The sequence below is a fragment of the Aeromonas sp. R5-4 genome (assembly GCF_040908215.1).
GTDB lineage: Bacteria > Pseudomonadota > Gammaproteobacteria > Enterobacterales > Aeromonadaceae > Aeromonas > Aeromonas veronii.
On record NZ_JBFODG010000029.1, the window covers coordinates 55,940 to 79,254 of the forward strand.

Here is a 23,315-nt window from a genome sequence, read left to right on the forward strand (position 1 = left end):
GCCCTTGTGTAAGCTAGGCGGGTCTTTTTACGTGGTTGAATGAAATCATATGTGGCTATTTCTCTGGCGTGCGTCCCTGCTCTATGTCTTTCCCCTTCTGATGTGGGCCTACTGCCGCATCAAGGATATCGAGTTCGCCGAGCTCGATACCGGCGTCAACACCCACAAGTGGGTGGTGCTGGCCGCCTACCTCATCTACGTGGTGATCTGGATTTTGGTTAACCGCTATCTCGAACTCTTCCTGCGTCAGCGGAGCCGCAAATGATCGACCCCGGGCTCTGGGGGATCTTGCTGCCCGCCGCCGTGCTGGCCCTCGGGCTTGGCTGGCTGATCGGGCGGCGAGCAGCCACGGCGCAGGCTCAGGAGCTGATGCTGGCGCAGGAGCGTTATCAAGCGCTGCAGGATCGCTTCGACGAGTTGCAGGATGAGCGGATGCAGGGCCAGCAGAAGCTTGATCAGCAGCAGACACTGCTGATCAAGCTCACCGCCCGCCTCAAGGATGCGGAAGCGACCCTGCGCAGCGAACGGCTGGCCGCCGCCGAGAAGCTGCAACTGCAACAGGAGGCGGAGCAGCGCCTCAGCCAGCAGTTCGAGAATCTCGCCAACCGGATCTTCGAGCAAAACTCTGGCAACTTCCGCGAATTGAACCAGAATAGCCTCGATCTGCTGCTCACCCCGCTCAAAGAGCAGCTCGAGGGCTTTCGTCGTCAGGTGGGGGAGACCCACGCCCAAGAGACGGCTCAGCGCCACAGCCTCAAGTTCGAGCTGGAGCGCCTTGCCGAGCTCAATGCCCGCATGACCGAAGAGGCGGCGGCGCTGACTCGCGCCCTCAAGGGCGACAGCAAGCAGCAGGGCAACTGGGGTGAAGTGGTGCTGGCGCGGATCCTCAGCGAGTGCGGTCTGCGCGAGGGCCACGAGTACCACACCCAGGTCAATATCGAGGTGGAGAAGGGCAAGCGCTACCAGCCCGACGTTATTGTCCACCTGCCGCAGGAAAAAGACATCATCATCGACGCCAAGGTGTCGCTGACCGCCTACGAACGCTGGTACAACGCCGATGACGAGCTGGAGAAGGCGGTGGCGCTCAAGGAGCACGTCGCCTCGGTGCGCAACCATATCCGCGAGCTGGGCCGCAAGGATTACCAGCAGCTGCCCGGGGTGCGTACCCTCGACTATGTGCTGATGTTCGTGGCGGTGGAGCCCGCCTTCCTCACTGCCATGGAAGCCGATCCCTCGCTGGTGCGTTACGGCCTCGACAACAACATCCTGCTGGTGAGCCCCACCAACCTGATGGTGGCGCTGCGCACCATCGAAAACCTGTGGCGCTACGAGCGGCAGAACCAGAATGCCCGCCAGATTGCCGAGCGGGCCAGTCGTCTCTACGAAAAGCTGCGGCTGTTTGTGGAGGAGATGCAGCAGATGGGCGGCAGCCTGCACAAGGCGCAGGAGAGCTACGACAAGGCAATGGGACGGCTGGTCAACGGCCGTGGCAACCTGATTGCGCAGGTCGAGCGTTTCCGCGAGCTGGGGGTGGAGGTGACCAAGAGCCTGCCAGAGCCGCTGGTGGAGCGGGCACTGGAGCGTGACAAGGAGCAGGAGTAGTTTTTACCTGCACCGACATCAACAAAAGACCCAAACACTGTTTGGGTCTTTTGCTATCTGCCTGCTGGCCCAGTGCTTACCCATCATCAGAAATCCGCAAAGCAAACGGCCCACCGAAGTGGGCCGTTTCTATTTGCAGTGCCGGTGTGGATCAGCGGCTGGCAGCGCGGGCGCTCAGCTCGGCTTTATCGCTATCGCTCAGGAAGGCCAGGGTCAGGCCATTCTGCTGGGCGGTGCGGATTTCGCTCGCGGTCATGCCAGCGGCCGGAGCTGCCACCTTATATTCGTGCGGCAGGTCGATCCCTTCCACCGCCGGGTCATCGGTGTTGAGGCAGGCCAGCACGCCGGCGGCCAGGAACTGGCGGATCGGGTGCTCGGTCAGGCTCGCTACCGTAGTGGTCTGGACGTTGGAGGTGAGACAGGATTCGATGCCGATGCGGTGTTCGGCCAGATAGGCCATCAGGGCCGGATCCTGAATCGCTTTGACGCCGTGGCCGATGCGCTCGGCGCCCAGCTCGCGAATGGCTTGCCACATGCTCTCGGGGCCAGCGGCTTCACCAGCGTGTACGGTGACGCGCATACCTGCATCGCGCACCTTGCGGAAGTGGTCGACAAAGAGTTCGCCCGGGAAGCCCAGCTCGTCACCGGCCAGATCGATGGCGACCAGCTTGTCGCGGTGAGCCAAGCAGGCGGCCAGCTCCTGATTGCACTGCTCGGTGCCGAAGGTGCGGCTCATGATGCCGATCAGGTTGGTCTTGATGCCGAAGTCATGGCTGCCAGCGGCCACGCCGTCGATGATGGCTTCCACCACGCCCTGCGGGTGCAGCTTGTGGGCCATTGCCATATAGGCCGGGCTGAAGCGCAGCTCGGCATAGTCGATACCGGCGCGCAGCAGATCTTCCACGTTTTCGTAGGCAACCCGGCGGCAGGCGTCATAGTCAGCAAGCACGGCCACGCCCCAGTCCAGCTTCTTGAGGAAGGCGACCAGGCTCGGCTCGTTTTCGACGATCTGTACGTGGGGGCGCAGCGCTTCCAGCTCGAAGGCGGGCAGCGGGATATTGTGTTGGCGACCCAGCTCGAGGATGGTTTGCGGGCGGATGTTGCCGTCCAGATGGCGGTGCAGGTCGGTCAGGGGGAGAGATCTGTCAATCATGGGGGCGCCCTCGTCGAGTCAGGTTTGAAAGCCTGCCATTCTAGGCGGGGCTTTCAAAAAAGATACCCCGTTTATGGTTAAACGGGGTTCTGGCGGGCGGTGATTTGTCAGGGCGTGATGGGAATCGTTTTTCCCGGGGACTCAGGAGAGATCGAGTTCCTTCAGCTTGCGGGTCAGGGTGTTGCGACCCCAGCCAAGCAGGCGCGCTGCTTCCTGTTTGTGGCCGTGGGTGTGTTCCAGCGCCGTCTCCAGCATGATCCGCTCGAACTGGGGCATGGCATCTGCCAGGATGTCTGTCTCTCCCAGCGCCAACTTGCTGGCCACCCACTCTTGCAACTGTTGCTGCCAGCAACCGGGCAACGCCGGTTGGCCCGGTTCGGCGTTGTGGGTGATGGGGGTGAGCAGCTCGGCAGGCAGGTCGCCGACCAGCACTTCCTGACCGGATGCCATCACGGTGAGCCAGCGACAGACGTTCTCCAGCTGGCGCACGTTGCCCGGCCAGGGCAGGCGGCTGATATAGGCCTGGGTATCGGGGTGCAGGCTCTTGGCCTCGACGTTCAGCTCCTTGGCGGCGCGCAGCAGGAAGTGACGGGCCAGCTGGGGGATATCCTCACGGCGCTCCTTGAGAGCGGGGATGTGGATGCGAATGACGTTGAGGCGGTGAAACAGATCCTCGCGAAACTCGCCATCGGCCACCCGCTTTTCCAGATTCTGGTGGGTGGCGGCGATGATCCGCACGTCTACCTGCACCGGCTGGTGGCCGCCGACTCGATAGAACTGACCATCGGCCAAGACACGCAGCAGCCGGGTCTGCACATCCAGCGGCATGTCGCCGATCTCGTCGAGAAACAGGGTGCCGCCGTCGGCCTGCTCGAAGCGGCCGTGGCGGATGTTGTTGGCGCCGGTGAAAGCCCCCTTCTCGTGACCGAACAGCTCGGATTCGATGAGATCTTTGGGGATGGCCGCCATGTTGAGGGCGATAAAGTTCTTGTGGGCGCGCGGGCTGTGCTTGTGCAGCGCATGGGCGACCAGCTCCTTGCCGGTACCGCTCTGACCGTTGATCAGCACCGAGATGCTGGAGCGTGACAGGCGGCCGATGGCACGGAACACCTCCTGCATCGCCGGCGCCTCACCGATGATCTCGGGAGTGGCGGTGGCCTCTTGCTGGCGAGACTTGCGCTTGGTGCGCTGCTCCTTGAGGTGATTCTCGGCGCGCCGCACCAGGGTCACTGCTTCGTCGATATCGAACGGCTTGGGCAGGTACTCGAAGGCGCCTCGCTGGTAGGCGTTGACCGCGCTGTCGAGATCCGAGTGGGCGGTCATGATGATGATGGGCAGATCGGCCTGACGGCGGTGGATCTGCTCAAGCAGGCTCAGGCCGTCGATGCCGGGCATCCGGATATCGGAGAGGATCACATCGGGCGAGCGCAGCTCAAGGGCGTGCAGCAGGGCTTCGCCATCGGCAAAGCTCTCGCAGTTGAAGCCTTCGCTGCCGAGAGTGCGCTCCAGCACCCAGCGGATAGAACTGTCGTCATCGACGATCCACACTTTGGCGGTCATGGGGTTCCCTTACTTGCGAAGCGGTAGAAAAATGGTGAATTCGGTGTGACCCGGCCAGCTGATGCAGTCAATCCGCCCCTTGTGCTGGTCGATCAGGTTCTGGGCGATAGAGAGGCCGAGCCCGGTTCCCCCCTCCTTACCGGTGATCATGGGATAGAACAGGGTGTCGCGAATGGCATCGGGAATGCCGGGGCCGTTGTCGATGATCTTGATCTCCGCCGCCAGCCGGTAGCGCTGGCCGTGGATGGTGATCTGGAATGCAGTGCGGGTTTTGATACGAATAAGCCCGGTCTGATCCCCCAGTGCTTCGGCCGCGTTGCGCACTATGTTGAGAAACGCCTGCTGCAGCTGATCCGGCTCCATCTCGAATTCGGGGATGCTGGGGTCGTAATCCCGCTCGATGCGAACAGAGGGAGGGAGTTCGAGCTCCACCAGTCGGCGTACCTGCTCCAGCACCGAATGGACATTGTGCATCTGGTGACGGCCGGGGCGCTGGGGGCCGAGCAGCCGATCGACCAGTACCCGCAGCCTGTCAGCCTGTTCGATGATGATGCCGGTATATTCGCGCAGCGCCGGATCCGGCAGCTCTTTTTGCAGCAGCTGGGCCGCGCCGCGCAGGCCGCCGAGGGGATTCTTGATTTCGTGGGCCAGCCCGCGCACCAGCTCCTTGGCTGCCAGCTGCTGGGCATGTTGCTGCTGCTCCTGACTGATCTTCTTCTGCTGGTCGATCTTGCGCAGCTCCACCACCAGCAGACGCTGTTCGTGGTCGGCCATCGGGGTCGCGCTCAGCTCCACCAGTCGCGGTTCTCCCTCTACCACCAGAGTCACTTCGCTGTCGGTAAAGCCCTGCCCTGAAACGAGGCACTGCTTGAGCCGCTGCAAATCGAGGGAAATATGTTCCAGCAGATGGGGCAGTTCGATGCCGATCAGCCTGCGTTCACTGAGGGAGAGCAGCTGTTCAGCCGCCGGGTTGACGAACTGGATGCAGAGCCGCTCATCCATCAGGATCACGGCGGTCAGCAAATTATCCAAGAGTGTTTTGGCGTTGTCCGAGCGGGTTGGCACAGGTTTCTCCCTAAAACGGTGCTACACACCTGTTATGCACCGATATAGTGCATAGAGTTTACCCGCATCGGTGCGCTATATCACCCCTAGTCGGCTTTGGGGGTGGGTTTGGGAGCCGGCGTCACGCTCGCTCTATGCAGGTAAAAGGTGACTGCACTGGATTTAGCAAGGATCGTACCGTCTTTGGCGAGCAGCTCGAGTTGAGCCTCGTGGGCGCCGCGATCGACGTTTTCGACGCGGACAGAGAGACTGTTGCTGACGATGGGGGCAGCTTTGCCATCAAGGGTCAGGCGCACATCATACTGGGTCGGAGGTTTGGGGCTGATGGTGCCCTGAAAGACGATGTTGCCTGTGTTGTCGCGCAGGGTGCTGCCCTGTTCCGGGGAGAGCAGTTCGATGGTCAGCTTGGCTGCCTCTTTCTCTTTCTTGGCATCGGCGCCGGTCAGGCTGTTGAAGTTATCCACCTGCACCGATCTGGGCGCGCTGCTGCCCAGCAGCGGGGCGACCCGCAGATCGACCTCTTTGGCGTTTTTGCCGGGTGGTGGCGCATCCGAGTAGTGGGTGATGCCATTGCCATCGACCCAGGAGTAGACCTTGGCCGCGTCCGCAGCGAACGAGGTCAGCAACAGGAGGCTGAGCACCCCTATGCCATGCTTGTTGTTCATCCATCTCTCCTTGACGGTATTTTGCTTAATCCTATCAGAGAAAAAACCCGCCAGATGGCGGGTTTTGTCACGATTAAGCAAGCTGACCAGATTTAAACGGACAGTCTGCTGAGACTTAGACGGAGTAGTACAGTTCGAACTCCAGCGGGTGCGGGGTCATGCGCACACGGTCAACATCCTGCTGTTTCAGTTCCAGATAGGAGTTGATGAAGTCATCGCTGAACACGCCGCCACGGGTCAGGAACTCGCGGTCAGCATCCAGAGCAGCCAGGGCTTCGTCCAGAGAGCCGGCAACGGTCGGCACTTCTGCGGCTTCTTCCGGCGGCAGGTCATACAAGTTCTTGTCCATGGCATCGCCCGGATGGATCTTGTTGATGATACCGTCCAGACCGGCCATCAGCTGGGCAGCGAAGGCCAGGTACGGGTTGGCAGCCGGATCCGGGAAGCGCACTTCGATACGACGGGCTTTCGGGCTCGGTACCACCGGGATACGGATGGAGGCAGAGCGGTTGCGGGCAGAGTAGGCCAGCATGACCGGTGCTTCATAACCCGGAACCAGACGCTTGTAGGAGTTGGTGGTCGGGTTGGCGAAGGCGTTGATGGCCTTGGCGTGCTTGATGATACCGCCGATGTAGTGCAGAGCCATCTCGGACAGACCGCCATACAGGTCGCCAGCGAACAGGTTGACGCCGTTCTTGGCCAGGGACTGGTGGCAGTGCATGCCGGAGCCGTTGTCACCGAACATGGGTTTCGGCATGAAGGTGACGGTCTTGTTGTAGGCGTGAGCCACGTTGTGGATCACGTACTTCAGTACCTGTACTTCGTCAGCTTTCAGCGTAAGAGTGTTGAAGCGGGTAGCGATCTCGTTCTGACCGGCAGTGGCCACTTCGTGGTGGTGAGCTTCAACGACCTGGCCCATCTCTTCCAGCACCAGACACATGGCGGCGCGGATATCCTGGGAAGAGTCGACCGGTGCAACCGGGAAGTAACCGCCTTTCACGAACGGACGGTGACCCTTGTTGCCATGCTCATAGGCAGTGCCGGAGTTCCATGCGGCTTCTTCAGATTCGATTTTCACGAAGCTGTGGCCCATGGTGTTGGAGAAAGTAATGTTGTCGAACATGAAGAATTCCGGCTCCGGCCCGAACAGCACGGTGTCAGCGATGCCGCTGGACTTCAGGAAATCTTCTGCACGTTTGGCGATGGAGCGCGGATCGCGATCGTAGCCCTGCATGGTGGCAGGCTCCAGCACGTCACAAACGATGTTCAGGGTGGTCTCTTCGGTGAACGGGTCCAGCTTGGCGGAGGCTGCGTCCGGCATCAGTACCATGTCGGATTCGTTGATGCCCTTCCAGCCGCCGATGGAGGAACCATCGAACATCTTGCCGTCTTCGAAGAAATCTTCATCAACCTGGTGAGCAGGGATGGATACATGCTGCTCTTTACCCTTGGTGTCGGTAAAGCGCAGATCAACAAACTTGACTTCGTGTTCCTGGATCAGGGCCAAAACGTTCTGGGCTGACATGCTAAGTAACCTCCGGTGTTAAAACTCTCTGGGTGAATGCGTCGTCGTATTCACATAAGCCAGTATCGTGCCAAGTTTGTGACAGCTTGATTTCAGGGCAATCTCGCTGAAGAGGCTCCCCAAAATCAGGCGATCTCGACTCGCGTTGCATCAATTTAGTGCGATGGTGGATCGTTTTGGTGCACTGTAATGGTGCGCGAAATACGGTCACCGCCCATCTAAGCAGGGTTTGTCAGAGAGGTCTATGATCCAGATCTGTTGTTATGCGCGAATGTACTGCAATTCTGCTAGGCAGATCACAAAGGCAAGAGTACAATTAGCGCCCAATTTTACCCGGTGATTGAGGCGAGAATGTTAGAGAATTTACGCAATATTGCGATTATTGCGCACGTTGACCACGGCAAAACGACTCTGGTTGATAAGCTGCTGCAGCAGTCCGGCACCCTGGACCGCTCCACGGAAGGCCAGGAACGGATCATGGACTCCAATGATCTGGAACGGGAACGTGGCATCACCATTCTCGCCAAGAACACTGCGATCCGCTGGAATGACTACCGCATCAACATCGTTGATACCCCGGGTCACGCCGACTTCGGTGGTGAAGTAGAGCGCGTACTGTCCATGGTTGACTCCGTGCTGCTGCTGGTTGACGCCGTTGACGGCCCGATGCCGCAAACCCGTTTCGTGACCCAGAAAGCTTTCGCTCAGGGTCTGAAGCCGATCGTGGTCATCAACAAGGTTGACCGTCCGGGTGCTCGTCCTGACTGGGTAATGGATCAGGTATTCGACCTGTTCGACAACCTGGGCGCGACTGACGAACAGCTGGATTTCAAAGTTGTTTACGCCTCTGCACTGAACGGTTGGGCCACCATGGATCAGGACGTCGAGTCCGAGAACATGGAGCCGCTGTTCCAGGCCATCGTTGACAACGTTGAAGCGCCGAAGGCTGATGCCGAAGGTGGTTTCCAGATGCAGATCTCCCAGCTGGACTACAACTCCTACGTGGGCGTTATCGGTATCGGCCGTATCACCCGTGGTCGCGTCAAGACCAACCAGCAAGTCACCATCGTTGGTGCTGACGGCAAGACCCGTAACGGTAAAGTCGGTCAGGTGCTGGGTTACCTGGGTCTGTCCCGTACTGAAGTTACCGACGCGCAAGCGGGTGACATCATCGCTATTACCGGTCTGGGCGAGCTGAAAATCTCCGACACCATCTGTGATAACGGTGCCGTTGAAGCCCTGCCGCCGCTCTCCGTTGACGAGCCGACCGTGAACATGACCTTCCAGGTCAACACCTCACCGTTCGCCGGTAAAGAGGGCAAGTTCGTGACCTCCCGTAACATTCTGGAGCGTCTGAACCAGGAGCTGGTCCACAACGTGGCCCTGCGCGTGGAAGAGACCGATGATCCGGACAAGTTCCGTGTATCCGGTCGTGGTGAGCTGCACCTCTCCATCCTGATCGAAAACATGCGTCGCGAAGGTTACGAACTGGCTGTGTCCCGTCCGGAAGTAATCCTGCGTACCGTTGATGGCGTTCTGCAAGAACCGTTCGAAACCGTAACTGTGGACGTTGAAGAAGCGCACCAGGGTTCCGTGATGGAGCAACTGGGTCTGCGTAAAGGCGAAATGACCAACATGACCCCGGATGGCAAGGGTCGTGTCCGTCTGGACTTCATGATCCCGAGCCGTGGCCTGATCGGTTTCCAGACCGAGTTCATGACCATGACCTCAGGTACCGGTCTGCTGTACCACACCTTCGACCACTACGGTCCGCACAAGGGTGGCAGCATCGGCGAGCGTCAGAATGGCGTGCTGATCTCCAACGCTACCGGTAAAGCACTGACTTACGCCCTGTTCGGTCTGCAAGACCGCGGTCGTCTGTTCATCGGTCACGCGACCGAAGTGTACGAAGGCCAGGTGATCGGTATCCACTCCCGTTCCAACGACCTGACTGTTAACTGCCTGAAAGGCAAACAGCTGACCAACATGCGTGCCTCCGGTACCGACGAAGCTCAAGTGCTGACTCCGCCGATCCGCATGACTCTGGAACAGGCTCTCGAGTTCATCGATAACGACGAACTGGTAGAAGTGACTCCGAAGAACATCCGTATCCGCAAGAAATTGCTGACCGAGCTGGATCGCAAGCGCTCTGGCCGTGGTTAATGCCATGTGCTGAGTCTCGGCAGCCCTTGCGGCCGCTGACGGTTCACTGATAAACGGACCCAAACTTCTGGTTTGGGTCCGTTTTTTTATGCTTGTGATCCGCTCTGGCCATCCTGATGAGCTCGTTCAGGCTATCCGGTAATGGGGCTGATGAGCGTTGAGCGAAGGTCGTGGGGATGGGTGAGATAAAAAAGCCACAGCGGGTGGCCGCTGCGGCTTTTTGCTGGCTTGCAGTGAGGGATTACTGGCGCCAGAAGGAGGGGAAGAAGAGCACGGCGACCGTCAGGATCTCCAGTCGTCCCAGCAGCATGCCGAATGACAGCAGCCATTTGGCCGATTCCGGCAGGCTGGCAAAGTTGGTGCTGGGGCCGACCACCGGGCCCATGCCCGGGCCGACGTTGGCAACGGCGGTGATGGAGCTGGATATGGCCGTCAGAGGGTCAAGCCCGATGGCGCCCAACAGTGCGGCTATCACCAGAATGATGGCGAAGTAGGCCAGCACGAATGAGATCATCGAGCGGATGATGGCGTCATTAACCGTCCGGCCGTTGTACTTCTGCGGAAACACGGCAGAGGGGTGCATCAGTTGGCGCATCTGCTTTCTGAACAGGGCGAATGCCACCTGTACCCGGAAGATCTTGAGGCCGCCCGCAGTGGAGCCTGAGCAGGCCCCCAGCGCCAGCAGCACGATGAAGACGATGCTGGCGAGCGGCCCCCAGGTGCCGAAGTCACCAAGGCCGTAGCCGGTGGTGGTGAGCACCGAGACGATGTTGAAGCAGCTGATGCGCAGGGCATCCCAGAAGCCGAACAGGTTTCTCTCCCACAGATAGAAGGTCATGATGACGGTGACCCAGACCACTAGCCAGAAGAAGCCGCGCACCTGGGCATCCTTGAACAGGCTGTAGTCCCTGTGGTTGAGGCTTTGCACATAGAGCAGGAAGGGCAGGCCGCCGAGGAACATGAACAGGGTGCCAATCCAGTGTGCCGAGTTGGAGAAGTGGGACATGGATTGATCGGAGGTGGAGTAGCCGCCGGTACTGAGGGTGGTCATGGCGTGGTTGATCGCCTCGAACATGTTCATGCCACTGGCCCAGTAGGCCATGAAGCAGAGCATGGAGAGCACCAGATAGACCACGACGATGTTGTTGGCGACTGTCTTGGCACGCGGGGCGCTTTTGTCTGACCAGTCCGAGCTCTCGGTCTGGAACAGCTTCATGCCTCCGACGTTGAGGTAGGGCAGCACGGCAACTGCCATCACGATAAAGCCGACCCCCCCCAGCCACTGCAGGATGGAACGCCACAACAGGATGCTGTGGGCCATGTTGTCGAGGCCGGAGAGCACGGTGGAGCCCGTGGTCGTTACCCCCGACATGGTCTCGAAGTAGGCGTCGGTAAAGTTGATGTGGGTGATGAAAACAAAGGGCAGGGCGCCGAAGGCGCAGGCCACCACCCAGACCGAGGTGGTGAGCAGGAACATCTCCCGCACCCCCAGATGAAACTCCGCTTTGCGGCCGTAGTGGAGGCAGAGCAGGGCGGCGCCGTGGGTGATCAGCACGGACTTGAGAAACTCGACAAATCCCTCTGACCCGGTAAGCAGTGCCAGCAAGGTGGGCAGCCACATGAAGAGCGCCAGCTTGGAGAGCACCAGCCCGAGGGTGAAGATAATGGGACGCAGCTTGATCATGTTCGATAACCTGGTCGTTGATTAACAAAAGACCCGGACCATCCCCTTGGGGGAGCTGAGCCGGGTCTGGTTTGACAGCCTGTGCGCATGAAGACGTTACAGGAAGAAGGGGCTTGGCTGGAACAGCCGCTCCACTTCCGGGATGTACTTCTTGTCCACCAGAAACATGACTACGTGGTCATCCTGCTGGATCTTGGTGCGATCGTGAGCGATCAACACCTCATCCCCGCGCACTACGGCACCGATGGTGGTACCCGGCGGCAGCTTGAGCTCGCCTACCGTCTTGCCGACCACCTTGGAGGTGTTCTCATCACCGTGGGCAATCGCCTCGATCGCCTCGGCGGCGCCGCGGCGCAGGCTGTAGACGTTGGCGATATCGGCCCGGCGCACGTGGGTCAGCAGGGCCGAGATGGTGGCCTGCTGGGGCGAGATAGCGATATCGATGGAGCCACCCTGCACCAGATCGACGTAGGCGCCGCGCTGGATCAGCACCATGGTCTTCTTGGCGCCCATCTTCTTGGCGAGCAGCGCCGACATGATGTTGGCCTCATCCTCGTTGGTCACGGCGATGAAGACGTCGATCTGGTCGATGTGCTCCTCGGCCAGCAGCTCCTGATCCGCCGCATCGCCGCAGAAGACGATGGTGTTCTCCAGCAGTTCGGAGAGCTGCTCCGCCCGCTTCTGGTTGCGCTCGATGAGCTTGACGCTGTAGCGCTTCTCCAGCTGGCGGGCGAGACCCGCGCCGATGTTGCCACCACCGACGATCATGATGCGACGGTAGGGGCTCTCGAGGCGCTGCAGCTCCGACATCACGGCCCGGATATGGCCCGCGGCGGCGACGAAGAAGACCTCGTCATCCGCTTCGATGATGGTGGTGCCTTGCGGACGGATCGGGCGGCCCTGACGGAAGATGGCCGCTACCCGAGTTTCGATGTTGGGCATGTGCTCGCGCAAGGTGGAGAGAGCGTTACCCACCAGCGGGCCCCCGTAGTAGGCCTTGACCGCTACCAGACCGACGCGGCCACCTGCAAAATCAACCACTTGCAGGGCTCCCGGATACTCGATCAGGCGACGCACATAGTCGGTCACCAGTTGCTCCGGCGCGATCAGGTGATCCACCGGCACCGATTCCGGCAGGAACAGGCGATCCCGCTCGGTCAGATAGGCCGGCGAGCGGATCCGTGCCACCTTGTTCGGGGTGTTGAACAGGGAGTAGGCCACCTGACAGGCGATCATGTTGGTCTCGTCACTGTTGGTGACGGCGACCAGCATGTCGGCATCCTGAGCCCCCGCTTCGCGCAGCACCTTGGGGTGAGCGCCATGGCCGTTGACCACCCGCAGGTCAAACTTGTCCTGCAGTTCGCGCAGGCGTTCGCTGTCGGTGTCGACGATGGTGATGTCGTTGTTCTCTCCGGCCAGGTTCTCGGCCAGAGTGCCGCCGACCTGGCCGGCTCCCAAAATGATGATTTTCATAGGGAACGTCTACTCACGTTGAGGCAGTAAAGGGGCATTTCGCCTGCATGGCGATTGCCCCGGAAGAAGCATGTCAGCGTCACAGCTTGACCAGCTTGGAGTAGTAGAAGCCATCCATCTCGGCTTCACCCGGCAGGAACTGGCGACCCGGGCAGTCCGGGGTGTCCTGTTCGTGCAACGGTACCAATTTGGCATCTTTGGTCGCGGCAAGGAAGGCGCGGATCTGTTCGCGGTTCTCTTCCGGCAGGACGGAGCAGGTGGCGTAGAGCAGGGTGCCGCCGCTCTTCAGCTTGCCCCAGAGGGCGTTCAGAATACGGCGCTGCAGCTCGGCCAGCTCGCGGATGTCCTGATCACGGCGCAACCACTTGATGTCGGGGTGGCGACGGATAACACCTGTGGCGGAGCAGGGGGCATCCAGCAGGATGCGGTCGAACTGGCCCTCCGGCCACCACTGTTCCGGTGCCGCGGCATCGCCGTGGATCACTTTGGCGGTCAGGCCGATGCGATCCAGGTTCTCCTGCACCCGCTTGAGGCGGTTCTCGTCGGCATCAACGGCAACCACGCCAGCCAGCTTGGGCTGACGCTCCAGCAGGTGGGCGGTCTTGCCGCCGGGGGCGGCGCAGGCATCCAGCACCCATTCACCCGGTTGCGGGTCGAGCAGGGCGGCAGCCTGTTGTGCTGCACCATCCTGTACCGAGCAGTCACCGACCTCGAAGCCGGGCAGCTTGGTCACATCACAAGGACGCTCCAGCAGGATGCAATCCTCGCCCTCTTCACCGGCCACCGCATTGATGCCGGCTTCGGCCATGCGAGCCAGCATGGCATCGCGGCTCTGGCGCTGGCTGTTGTTGCGGATCCACATGGGGGGACGCTGGTTGTTCGCCTCCATAATGAATTCCCACTCATCGTGATAAGCCTGACGCAGACGCTTGGTGAGCCACTCCGGATGACCGAGGCGAATGCTGGGAACGCGGTCGATACGCAGCAGAATGACTTCGGCGCTGCGCTGGAAGTTGCGCAGCACGCCGTTGATGAGGCCACGCAGGGAGGTGCCCTTGAGCAGTTTGACGGCGTTGACGGTCTCGGCCACCGCGGCGTGAGCCGGAATGCGGGTGTAGATGAGCTGATAGAGACCGACCAGGATGAGGTAGTGGAAAATGCGGCTCTTGTTCTTGAGCGGCTTGTCCATCATCTCGTTGACTGCCGCATCGAGGCGGGGTAGCCAGCGCAGGGTGCCGTAGCAGAGTTCTTGCAGGAGAGCGCGATCGCGAGGTGCAACCTTCTCCTGGGCAGCAGGCAGAACAGCGGAGAGGGATTGACCCTGATCCAGCACCTGTTGAATAACGAGAGCGGCCTGTGCACGTGTTTTCATAGAGTTACCTTAGATGCGCAAGTCGGGGCCTGGGCCCCGCTTGTGTCAATTCAATCCAGTTCAATTCAATTGCGTGCCGGGTTCAAACCAGTCGCGGCGAGAGTTGAGCAGATCCGAAACGGACATCGCTTTCTTGCCGGGCGGTTGCAGGGTCAGCAGGCGCAGTACCCCTTTGCCGGTAGCGATATCGATTCCCTGCTTGTCGGCCTTGAGCAGGGTGCCGGCGGGTTGGCCGTGGTCGCTGTCAATGACGGCGGCTTGCCATACCTTGACGGTCTGGTCAGCCACTTCAAACCAGCTGATGGGCCAGGGGTTGAACGAGCGGATGCAGCGTTCGATGGCAACAGCCTCCATCGACCAGTCGATGCGGGCCTCTTCCTTGGAGAGCTTTTCGGCGTAGTTGGCCAGCGCATCATCTTGCGCCTCGGCAGCGGTTTCACCGGCGGCCATGGCATTGATGGTGTCGACCAGCGCCTGCGGGCCCAGCTCGGCCAGCTTGTCATAGAGGCTGGCAGAGGTCTCGTCGGCGGCGATGGGGCAGTTTACCTTGCGGATCATGGCGCCGGTATCCAGCCCCACATCCATCTGCATGATGGTGACGCCGGTTTCGCTATCGCCCGCCCAGATTGAGCGCTGGATCGGTGCCGCGCCGCGCCAGCGGGGCAGCAGGGAGCCATGGACGTTGATGCAGCCCAGACGCGGGGTATCGAGCACCACCTTGGGCAGGATCAGGCCATAGGCAACCACCACCATCAGGTCGGCGCCAAGGGCGGCCAGTTCGGCTTGCGCCTCTTCCTTGCGCAGAGAGGCAGGTTGGTAAACCGGCAGGTTATGGGCCAGTGCCAGCTCTTTGACCGGGCTGGCGGTGAGCTTCTGGCCACGGCCAGCAGGCTTGTCAGGCTGGGTATAAACGGCAACGACCTCGTGGTCGGAAGACAACAACGCCGCCAGGTGACGGGCGGCGAAGTCGGGAGTACCGGCAAAAATCAGTTTCAGCTTATTCAATGGGGCAGATCCTCAGAGGACTTTGCGATCTTCACGGGCCATCTTTTCCAGCTTCTGGCGAATGCGCTGGCGCTTGAGCGGGGACAAGTAATCAACAAACAGCTTGCCGACCAGATGATCCATCTCATGCTGGATGCAGATGGCGAGCAGATCATCGGCTTCCAGCTCGAACGGCTTGCCGTTGCGATCCAGGGCGCGGATTTTGATCTGTTCGGCGCGAGGCACCAGAGCACGGCTGCCGGGCACGGAGAGGCAACCCTCTTCAATGCCGGTGCTGCCGCACTGTTCGATGACCTCCGGATTGATCAATACCAGAGGATCTTCACGGTTTTCAGAGACATCGATCACTATGATGCGCTGGTGAATGTCGACCTGAGTCGCGGCCAGGCCAATGCCTTCCTCCGCGTACATGGTTTCGAACATATCATCTACAATCTGTTGTAACTCGGGTGTAAAGGTCTCGACAGGGGCTGCAACGGTGCGCAGGCGCTCATCGGGAAAACGCAATACATCTAGAATGGCCATAGTTTTTTCTTTAGTTTCGTATAAATGCAGTCAATATTGGCGTAATTCTAGTCATTTACGCCGACAAAAAACAGCAACACTTTGCGTACAGAAGTAACAGGGAGTGTTATGTATCTGAAGCAAACCATCCTCGCCTGCCTGCTGGTGACCGTGAGTCAGGCAGCACTGGCCGATCAGCTGAGGCTGAAAGCGGGTTACCCCGAAAGCTATGTAGTGCAAAAAGGCGACACCCTGTGGGATATCTCCGGCAAGTATCTTTCCGAACCCTGGCTCTGGCCCCGTCTCTGGAACATCAATCCGCAGATTGCCAATCCTCACTGGATCTACCCCGGTGATGTACTGCATCTGAGCTGGGTCAATGGTGAACCCCGACTCGGCAAGGCGATGCAGGGTGGCAAGCAAGTCATCCGTCTCGGCCCGAAAACCCGTTACGAAAACAAAGCCAACCCCATTCCGACCCTGCCTATCAGCGAGATCGGCCCCTTCCTGCAAACCGACCATATTCTGGCTGACAGCCAGCAGCAGAAAACCTTGCCCTATCTGCTGGGGTCGGATCAGAAACATATCGGCATGCTGGAGGGGGACACCCTCTATGTGCAGGGCTCCCTGACACCGGGGCAGGTCTATGGCATTTATCACCCCGGAGTGGTCTACAAGGATCGCGAAACCGGTGAACTGCTGGGCCAGGAGGCGATCTTTGCCGGTGTGGTGCGGGCCGTGGCGCGTCTTGATGGCGATCGGACTGAGGTGACTCTGACTCATAACCAGCGCGAAGTGCTGCAGGGCGACAAGGTGATGCCGCTGCCGGCTCAGGAAAACATGCCCGCCGTCTTCACACCGAAAGCGGCACCAGCCATCACGCCGGGCTATATCATCGATTTGCCGAACAAGACCCGGGGCGGTGGCAAGTTTGATGTGGTGCTGATCAACCGGGGTGGCCGCGATCAACTGGTCGCCGGGGATGTGTTGGATGTCAGACGGCCCGGTGCTGCTCTGGTCACCAAGAATGGCGATGTACAGTACAAGGAGCTCTCGTCGGTTTTTAACCGGGTGTTTTACAGCAGCAACAAGAAGGCACCACTGCCCTCTGAAGCGATTGCCCGTGTCATGTTGTTCAAGGTGTATGACAAGCTGAGTTACGGTCTCATCATGCAGAGTAACGACATGGTGAGTGCGGGCTATCAGGTCACTCACTTCTGACGTGAACTACCCCGACGCGCGTCTGGCGCTCTGGCTAACTCTCGATGCGGTCACCGGTATCGGTCCGGTGACCGCTGCACGTCTGTTGGAACGGGCCGGGGGAAGTATTGAGGCCCTGTTTCAGAGCGATGAAGCGCAACTGCATGGTATGGGGTTGTCGTCAGAGCAGATCAAACAACTGCGCTGGCCCTCGCCAGTAGTTGAGCAGAGCCTGGCTTGGGCCGCTTTGCCTGACAATCTCCTTATTCCGCAAGATCACCCGATTTATCCACCCTTGTTGCGGGAGATTCCCGCGGCCCCCCTGTTGCTCTACTGTCGTGGCGATCTTGCTGCGCTGTCGCTACCCCAGCTGGCAATGGTGGGGACACGCCATCCTACCTATGCAGGCAAAGATAATGCCTCCCGCCTTTGTAGCGAGCTGGTTGGATGCGGGCTGGCCATCACCTCGGGCCTTGCGCTCGGTATCGATGGTGTCTGCCATCAGCAAGCGCTGGCTGGTGGCGGTATCACCCTTGCCGTGTTGGGTTCCGGGCTGGACTGTCTCTACCCCAAACGCCACCAGGGGCTGGCAGGCCAGATTCTGGAGAGTGGTGGTTTGCTTATCTCCGAGCTGGCGCCGGATAAAGGACCGCTGGCTGAACATTTTCCTCGTCGCAACCGTATTATCAGTGGTCTGTCGCTGGGAACTCTGGTGGTGGAGGCGACCGAGCAGAGCGGTTCGCTGATCACAGCTCGCTATGCGCTTGAGCAGGGGCGCGAAGTGTTTGCGGTACCCGGCGCCCCGCAAAACGCCCAGGCGATAGGGTGCAACAGATTAATTCAGCAGGGGGCCAAACTTGTGCTGAGTGCGGCCGATATAGTGGAAGAGCTGCCAGAGTGGGTCGCACGGCCACATCCGTCAGTCATACCATCTGAGCAACCGCATAATAGCGAATTGCCTTATGCCGATTTGTTGGATAACGTAGATTATGAGACCACGAGCGTGGATACCGTTGCCGAGCGGGCCCAGCTTCCTGTTGAAGTGGTATTGGGCAGGTTGGTAGAGCTGGAGCTGGCCGGTGCAGTGATGGCGGTAGCCGGTGGATACGTCAGAGCGAGGAGGGCGAATCATGTTTGATGTATTGATGTACCTTTTCGAGACCTACATCCACAGCGATGCAGATGTGATGGTCGAGCAGGATGAGCTCACCGACGAGTTGAGCCGGGCCGGTTTCGATAAAGAAGAGATCGACAAGGCGCTCGACTGGCTGGAGCGGCTGGCCAATCTGCACGATAGCGAGCGGGAGGTCTATGTTACCGCCAGCGCGCAAGGCTCGATGCGTATCTATGCTCCGCAAGAGCTGGCACGTCTGAGCACCGAGTGCCGCGGCTTTCTGCTCTTTCTGGAACAGGCCCAGGTGCTGAATGCCGAAACCCGCGAGATCTGTATCGAGCGCCTGCTCGAGCTGGACAAGCCGGATATCGAGCTGGATGACCTGAAGTGGGTCGTCATGATGGTGCTGTTCAACGTACCGGGCAGTGAAAATGCCTACCAGCAGATGGAAGAGCTGGTGTTTGATGAGTCAGACGGCGTCATTCACTGACAGTCCGGTGCCGCGCTGGTAGAATTCAGGCCATCTGGATTTCAAGGCGCGGCCCATGTCAAAAATCGATCATCACCTCTTTTCAGCCCACGAACATGCCTTCGAGCGCGAGCCGTGCCCGCAGTGCGGGGCCGAGCTGGTGATCCGCCAGGGCAAACATGGCCCCTTTCTTGGCTGTTCTGCTTATCCTGCCTGTGATTACATACGCTCCCTGACGCCATCCGGCCGCGACATCGAAAAGGTGCTCGAAGGTTCTGCCTGTCCCGATTGCGGAGAGCCGCTGGCGATCAAGAAGGGGCGTTATGGTCTGTTTGTCGGTTGTACCCAGTATCCGGCCTGCCAGCATATCGAATCCCTGCAGGAGAGCGACGATACCCAGATCCTCTGCCCCGAGTGCGGCAAGGCTCATCTGGTGAGCCGTACCTCCCGCTACGGCAAGCAGTTTTACTCCTGTGATGGCTATCCACACTGCAAATATGTGGTGAACGACAAGCCGATCCCCATGCCTTGTCCCGCGTGTGGTTGGGGCATCATGGTAGAGAAAAAAGTGAGGGGAACTCTGCGTTGGGTCTGTCCGCAAAAGAAATGCGGCCACCAAAGTGAGCAGGTATAATCCCGCCGCCGCAACCGGATTGAAACGTTTTCGGTGAACTTCAACCCCCCACTTGGAGTAAGGAAATTCCCACCATGAATAAACCCTTTGTTGCCGTATTGATGGGCTCTGATTCTGATTTCCCCGTGATGCAGACTACCCTCGAGGTGCTCAAGTCATTTGATATCGCAGTGGAAGTCAAAGTCACCTCCGCGCACCGCACGCCGGCTGCGACCCATCAGTATGTGACCGATGCCGAGGCCCGTGGCTGCAAGGTCTTTATCTGTGCTGCCGGTCTGGCGGCGCATCTGGCGGGTGCCGTAGCCGGCATCACGACTCGTCCCGTGATCGGGGTGCCCATCGATGGTGGCCCGCTCAAGGGGCTGGATGCGCTGCTCTCCACCGTGCAGATGCCGGGTGGTGTACCGGTAGCGACCGTGGCGATCGGCAAAGCCGGTGCCAAGAACGCAGGTTATCTGGCAGCCCAGATGCTGGCAGTAGCCGATGATGAACTGGCGGCCAAGGTTCGGGCCGAACGCCAGAAGAATGCCGAAGAGGTGATGGCCAAGGATGCCGCCCTGCAGGCTCAACTCAAGTAAGTGAACGGGTGGCGCTCCGGATGTGTCGTATTTTTCCTGTGCTACAGCAAAACGTCATTTTGCCATGGTCGCCGCCATACGGATTCAACTTGCTACTAAGTGACGAGGCGGCAGCGTGGCTGCCGCATTTTTCCTATGCCAAATGAATTTGAACAGGCAGTTGCCGCCCTCCAACAGGAAGGGGTGATTGCCTATGCGACCGAGGCCGTGTTTGGTCTGGGATGTGATCCCGACTCCGAAGTTGCGGTGCAGCGACTGCTGGCCATCAAGCAGCGTCCGGTAGAGAAGGGGTTGATCCTGATTGCTGCCGACGTGGCGCAATTGCAGGATTACATCGATCTGAGCCAACTTAGCGGTGAGCAACTGGCTCGGGTTGAAGCCAGCTGGCCCGGCCCCTTTACCTGGATCATGCCTGCTCGTGCAACGACGCCGGCCTGGCTGACCGGGCAGTTCGAGACACTGGCGGTGCGCGTGACGGCTCATCCTCAGGTACAGGCGTTGTGCCGTGCCTTTGGCAAGCCGCTGGTCTCTACCAGCGCCAACCTGACCGGTGAGGAGCCTGCCCGTCGGGTGGCCGATATCGGTGAGCGGCTGGCAAGCAAGTTAGCCTATATCCTGCCCGGTGAAGTGGGTGGTCAAGCTAACCCGTCCGAGATCAAGGACGCCCGAACCGGAGCCATTATTCGCCCCTCCTGAGCAGGCGGACACGTCATGATTTGCTATCAATCCGCTGAGCGGTGAGCTCATCGGATTGATTTAACTATAAAAATGGACAGGGCGTTCACGATCCTGCCTGACTGGAGACAAGATGAGCAAACCGGATGTGGCCCAGGTCAAGGCCTTCCTGTTGCAGTTGCAGGACGAGATCTGCCGTGGTCTGGAGCAGGCCGACGGCAGTGGACACTTTGTGGAAGATGCCTGGAGCCGTGAAGGCGGTGGCGGTGGTCGCACCCGTGTGCTGCGCCACGGCGCGGTGATCGAGCAGGGGGGCGTCAACTTCTCCCATGTCTATGGCGATGCCATGCCTGCCTCTGCTACAGCCCATCGGCCCGAGTTGGCCGGTCGCAAGTTCGAGGCGATGGGCGTGTCGCTGGTGATCCATCCGCACAACCCCTATGTGCCGACCAGCCACGCCAACGTCCGTTTCTTCATCGCCGAGAAAGAGGGTGAAGAGCCCATTTGGTGGTTTGGCGGTGGCTTCGATTTGACGCCCTTCTACCCGTTTGCCGAGGATGTGCAGCACTGGCATCAGGTCTCCCATGATCTCTGCCAGCCCTTTGGTGATGAGATCTACCCCGAGTTCAAATCCTGGTGCGATCGCTACTTCTTCCTCAAGCATCGCAACGAGACGCGAGGGGTGGGCGGCCTCTTCTTCGACGATCTGAATCGCTGGCCTTTTGCCGACTGCTTTGCCTTTATGCAGGCGGTAGGTCGGGGATATCTTGATGCTTACCTGCCGATCATCGAACGACGCAAGGCGCTGCCCTATGGCGAGCGGGAGCGGGAGTTCCAGCTCTATCGTCGCGGCCGTTATGTGGAGTTCAATCTGGTGTATGACCGTGGCACCCTGTTCGGGCTGCAGACCGGCGGACGTACCGAGTCGATCCTGATGTCGATGCCACCGCTGGCACGTTGGGAGTATGACTGGCAGCCGGAGGCGGGCACTCCTGAAGCCTTGCTCTACACCGATTACCTAACGCCGCGAGAGTGGCTGTGACCAGAGGGACCATGATGGTCCCTTTTTACTGGCCGTTATTCGGCTTGTTCCCGAGTGCGAAAACCCGTTAAATCGGAATATTGCCCTCTGATGGAACTCTTTGATGGATCGTTATCTGGTTTTTGGCCACCCGGTGCGCCATAGCAAGTCCCCCTTCATTCATACCCTGTTTGCCAGACAAACCCAGCAAGAGCTGGAGTATGGGCTGGCTGAACCCGCCGTCGACGAGTTTGCCCAAGCCCTGCGCACCTTCTTTGCCCAAGGGGGCAAGGGATGCAATGTCACCGTTCCCTTCAAGGAGCAGGCATTCACTCTGGTCGATCGCTTGAGCCCGAGGGCCAAGCGGGCGGGTGCGGTCAATACCATCAAGCTGACCGATGATGGCGTGTTGCTGGGGGATAATACCGATGGTGCCGGTCTGGTCGCCGATCTCAAGTCCCATGGTGTGACGCTGGGGGATAGCCGGATCCTGCTGCTGGGTGCCGGTGGCGCGGCTCGCGGTGCATTGGCGCCGCTGCTGGCAGAGCTGCCGAGCGAGCTGGTGATCGCCAACCGCACCCACGCAAAAGCGCAACAGTTGGCTGCCGAATTCTGCGATCTGGGGCCTGTGACTGCCCAGACCTATGAGCAGTTGGCAGGGCCATTCGATCTCGTCATCAATTCGACTTCTGCCAGCCTGCAAGGAGAGCTACCGCCGTTGGCCCCTGCCCTGATCCACACTGATATTGCCATCTACGACATGATGTATGGCGCCTCGGATACGGCGTTTATCAGTTGGGCCAAGCAGCATGGGGCCCGTCAAACCATGGATGGACTCGGCATGCTGGTGGAACAGGCCGCCGAAGCGTTTACCGTGTGGCGCGGAATTCGTCCCGGGACTAAACAGGTATTGAGAGAGTTGAAGCGTAACTTGGGGGTGATATGAACCAGGGTATTCTGTTTCCCGACCTGATGGAGTGGCAGGCTGACGAACAGCGGGTGCGTTTTCCTGCCCAGCAGATGGGGACGCTGATAGATTGTTACATCAGCCATCGGCGACTGGAGAGAATGACAGGTCTGGCGCTGACCAGAGAGGATGACATCGTCAGAGCCTTCGAAAGTGTGCGTTTTGATATTGAAGATATTGCTGAAAAACTCATTGAAGAACAAGAGTTTGCTGAAGATGGTGCTATCTATCTCTGATTTTTCAAAGTTTTTTTGTTTTGTAGCGGAACTACTTTGAAATGGCGCTGACTAACTAGATAGTTGAGGAAGTGCTAGCTAGTCACCTTTATAACTCCCCGGTATTCGTACTGGGGATTTTTTTATCTGTATGAAAATAAAAGATTTTTTCTTAATCTGTAAGTTGTGAAACTAAATTACATAAATTACTTTCACTTTCTGCTGCTTTGCTGTACAGTTGTCTGCGTAGGGTACAGAGGTAAGATGTTCTATCTTTCAGACCTTTTATTTCACGTAATTGAATGTGGCTGAATAGCTGCCCCGATGAGGTTCTCGTCGGGGTGTTTTTTTATGCGCGTCATTTAGAGTAAATGCTTTAAATTGGCGATGCATTTGATAGAATGAGGCTGCTTCTTGAGGAATGCCTGTCGTCTGGTACTCAAGATTCAGCTTCTTCCCAATTTTTTGAATTTATTATTTCAGGCTGGATGGCATCACTGTCGTCCGGCCTCATTTTTATCCCTTTCGGTTAGAACTTGTAATTAAATTTCATTTTTGTCTCTTTTGGTAATTATTGTTCGTTTTGAAAGAACGAACTTGAAAACGCTATCAACGCCTACTTAAGTTAATTCTTTGTGTGAATTAACTGCCTATCTATATGAACTGTAAGC

Annotated in this window: 22 protein-coding genes; 12 read left to right on the top strand and 10 right to left on the bottom strand. The window is 59.0% G+C overall.

All coding sequences use genetic code 11. The features are described 5' to 3' along the window. Positions 1-49: 49 nt before the first annotated feature. Both AB5Y83_RS14925 and rmuC read left to right on the top strand, forming a co-directional pair. Positions 50-265 carry a hypothetical protein gene (locus AB5Y83_RS14925; protein WP_021231493.1) on the top strand — a complete coding sequence of 72 codons (216 nt, stop codon included), beginning with the start codon at positions 50-52 and terminating at the stop codon, positions 263-265. Next, positions 262-1,602 (top strand): DNA recombination protein RmuC, encoded by a 1,341-nt coding sequence (gene rmuC, locus AB5Y83_RS14930; RefSeq protein ID WP_368175431.1) that lies wholly within the window; start codon positions 262-264, stop codon positions 1,600-1,602. Before AB5Y83_RS14925 ends, rmuC begins: the two co-directional genes overlap by 4 nt. A 151-nt stretch (positions 1,603-1,753) precedes the next feature. Here rmuC and add read toward each other — a convergent pair whose 3' ends face one another. The 5 genes from add to glnA all read right to left on the bottom strand — a co-directional run bounded on the left by add (position 1,754) and on the right by glnA (position 7,570). Beyond that, positions 1,754-2,755, bottom strand: a complete 1,002-nt coding sequence (add, locus tag AB5Y83_RS14935) for an adenosine deaminase (protein WP_368175432.1) — start codon at positions 2,753-2,755, stop codon at positions 1,754-1,756. 141 nt (positions 2,756-2,896) lie between these two features. After that, positions 2,897-4,315 (bottom strand): nitrogen regulation protein NR(I), encoded by a 1,419-nt coding sequence (gene glnG / locus AB5Y83_RS14940; protein WP_005339666.1) that lies wholly within the window; start codon positions 4,313-4,315, stop codon positions 2,897-2,899. A 9-nt stretch (positions 4,316-4,324) separates the two neighbouring features. Then, positions 4,325-5,380, bottom strand: a complete 1,056-nt coding sequence (gene glnL, locus AB5Y83_RS14945; protein ID WP_005356202.1) for a nitrogen regulation protein NR(II) — start codon at positions 5,378-5,380, stop codon at positions 4,325-4,327. An 86-nt stretch (positions 5,381-5,466) separates the two neighbouring features. Continuing rightward, positions 5,467-6,045, bottom strand: coding sequence for a DUF4124 domain-containing protein (locus AB5Y83_RS14950; RefSeq protein ID WP_021231489.1), 579 nt, complete (start codon positions 6,043-6,045; stop codon positions 5,467-5,469). A gap of 115 nt (positions 6,046-6,160) precedes the next feature. After that, positions 6,161-7,570 (bottom strand): glutamate--ammonia ligase, encoded by a 1,410-nt coding sequence (gene glnA, locus AB5Y83_RS14955; protein WP_005339672.1) that lies wholly within the window; start codon positions 7,568-7,570, stop codon positions 6,161-6,163. Positions 7,571-7,921: 351 nt separating this feature from the next. On the opposite strand from glnA, the gene typA reads away from it, so the two are divergent. Beyond that, positions 7,922-9,733 carry a translational GTPase TypA gene (gene typA / locus AB5Y83_RS14960; protein WP_005339679.1) on the top strand — a complete coding sequence of 604 codons (1,812 nt, stop codon included), beginning with the start codon at positions 7,922-7,924 and terminating at the stop codon, positions 9,731-9,733. Between the two features lie 241 nt (positions 9,734-9,974). Here the strand turns inward: typA and AB5Y83_RS14965 are convergent, their stop codons facing one another. From AB5Y83_RS14965 to def, 5 genes are all read right to left on the bottom strand, one after another. Next, entirely contained in the window at positions 9,975-11,417 is a 1,443-nt protein-coding gene (locus AB5Y83_RS14965; RefSeq protein ID WP_368175433.1) for a TrkH family potassium uptake protein, read from the bottom strand. A gap of 96 nt (positions 11,418-11,513) precedes the next feature. Further along, entirely contained in the window at positions 11,514-12,890 is a 1,377-nt protein-coding gene (gene trkA / locus AB5Y83_RS14970; RefSeq protein ID WP_005339689.1) for a Trk system potassium transporter TrkA, read from the bottom strand. Between the two features lie 79 nt (positions 12,891-12,969). Next, positions 12,970-14,262, bottom strand: coding sequence for a 16S rRNA (cytosine(967)-C(5))-methyltransferase RsmB (rsmB, locus tag AB5Y83_RS14975; RefSeq protein ID WP_368175434.1), 1,293 nt, complete (start codon positions 14,260-14,262; stop codon positions 12,970-12,972). A 60-nt stretch (positions 14,263-14,322) separates the two neighbouring features. Beyond that, entirely contained in the window at positions 14,323-15,267 is a 945-nt protein-coding gene (gene fmt / locus AB5Y83_RS14980; protein WP_368175435.1) for a methionyl-tRNA formyltransferase, read from the bottom strand. 12 nt (positions 15,268-15,279) lie between these two features. Further along, positions 15,280-15,792, bottom strand: a complete 513-nt coding sequence (def, locus tag AB5Y83_RS14985; protein WP_005357510.1) for a peptide deformylase — start codon at positions 15,790-15,792, stop codon at positions 15,280-15,282. A gap of 108 nt (positions 15,793-15,900) precedes the next feature. Here def and AB5Y83_RS14990 point away from each other — a divergent pair, with 108 nt between their 5' ends. From AB5Y83_RS14990 to AB5Y83_RS15030, 9 genes are all read left to right on the top strand, one after another. Continuing rightward, complete coding sequence (locus AB5Y83_RS14990; RefSeq protein WP_005339696.1) at positions 15,901-16,992, top strand: LysM peptidoglycan-binding domain-containing protein; 1,092 nt, start codon at positions 15,901-15,903, stop codon at positions 16,990-16,992. A gap of 1 nt (position 16,993) precedes the next feature. Next, positions 16,994-18,109: a DNA-processing protein DprA gene (gene dprA / locus AB5Y83_RS14995; protein WP_368175436.1), complete on the top strand. Its 1,116-nt coding sequence runs from the start codon at positions 16,994-16,996 to the stop codon at positions 18,107-18,109. Beyond that, entirely contained in the window at positions 18,102-18,575 is a 474-nt protein-coding gene (locus AB5Y83_RS15000; protein ID WP_005339699.1) for a DUF494 family protein, read from the top strand. Before dprA ends, AB5Y83_RS15000 begins: the two co-directional genes overlap by 8 nt. Before the next feature lie 55 nt (positions 18,576-18,630). After that, complete coding sequence (locus tag AB5Y83_RS15005; RefSeq protein ID WP_021231483.1) at positions 18,631-19,188, top strand: type I DNA topoisomerase; 558 nt, start codon at positions 18,631-18,633, stop codon at positions 19,186-19,188. 74 nt (positions 19,189-19,262) lie between these two features. Further along, complete coding sequence (gene purE, locus AB5Y83_RS15010; RefSeq protein WP_005339704.1) at positions 19,263-19,766, top strand: 5-(carboxyamino)imidazole ribonucleotide mutase; 504 nt, start codon at positions 19,263-19,265, stop codon at positions 19,764-19,766. A gap of 135 nt (positions 19,767-19,901) precedes the next feature. After that, positions 19,902-20,462 (top strand): Sua5/YciO/YrdC/YwlC family protein, encoded by a 561-nt coding sequence (locus AB5Y83_RS15015; RefSeq protein WP_005357519.1) that lies wholly within the window; start codon positions 19,902-19,904, stop codon positions 20,460-20,462. Between the two features lie 112 nt (positions 20,463-20,574). After that, positions 20,575-21,483 carry an oxygen-dependent coproporphyrinogen oxidase gene (hemF, locus tag AB5Y83_RS15020; RefSeq protein WP_216952284.1) on the top strand — a complete coding sequence of 303 codons (909 nt, stop codon included), beginning with the start codon at positions 20,575-20,577 and terminating at the stop codon, positions 21,481-21,483. A 103-nt stretch (positions 21,484-21,586) separates the two neighbouring features. Further along, the gene (aroE, locus tag AB5Y83_RS15025; RefSeq protein ID WP_368175437.1) at positions 21,587-22,408 is read left to right on the top strand and encodes a shikimate dehydrogenase; all 822 of its coding nucleotides are present in this window, start codon (positions 21,587-21,589) and stop codon (positions 22,406-22,408) included. Further along, positions 22,405-22,665, top strand: a complete 261-nt coding sequence (locus tag AB5Y83_RS15030) for a DUF1488 domain-containing protein (RefSeq protein WP_368175438.1) — start codon at positions 22,405-22,407, stop codon at positions 22,663-22,665. The genes aroE and AB5Y83_RS15030 overlap by 4 nt, the downstream gene beginning before the upstream one ends. The last annotated feature ends 650 nt before the right edge of the window (positions 22,666-23,315 follow it).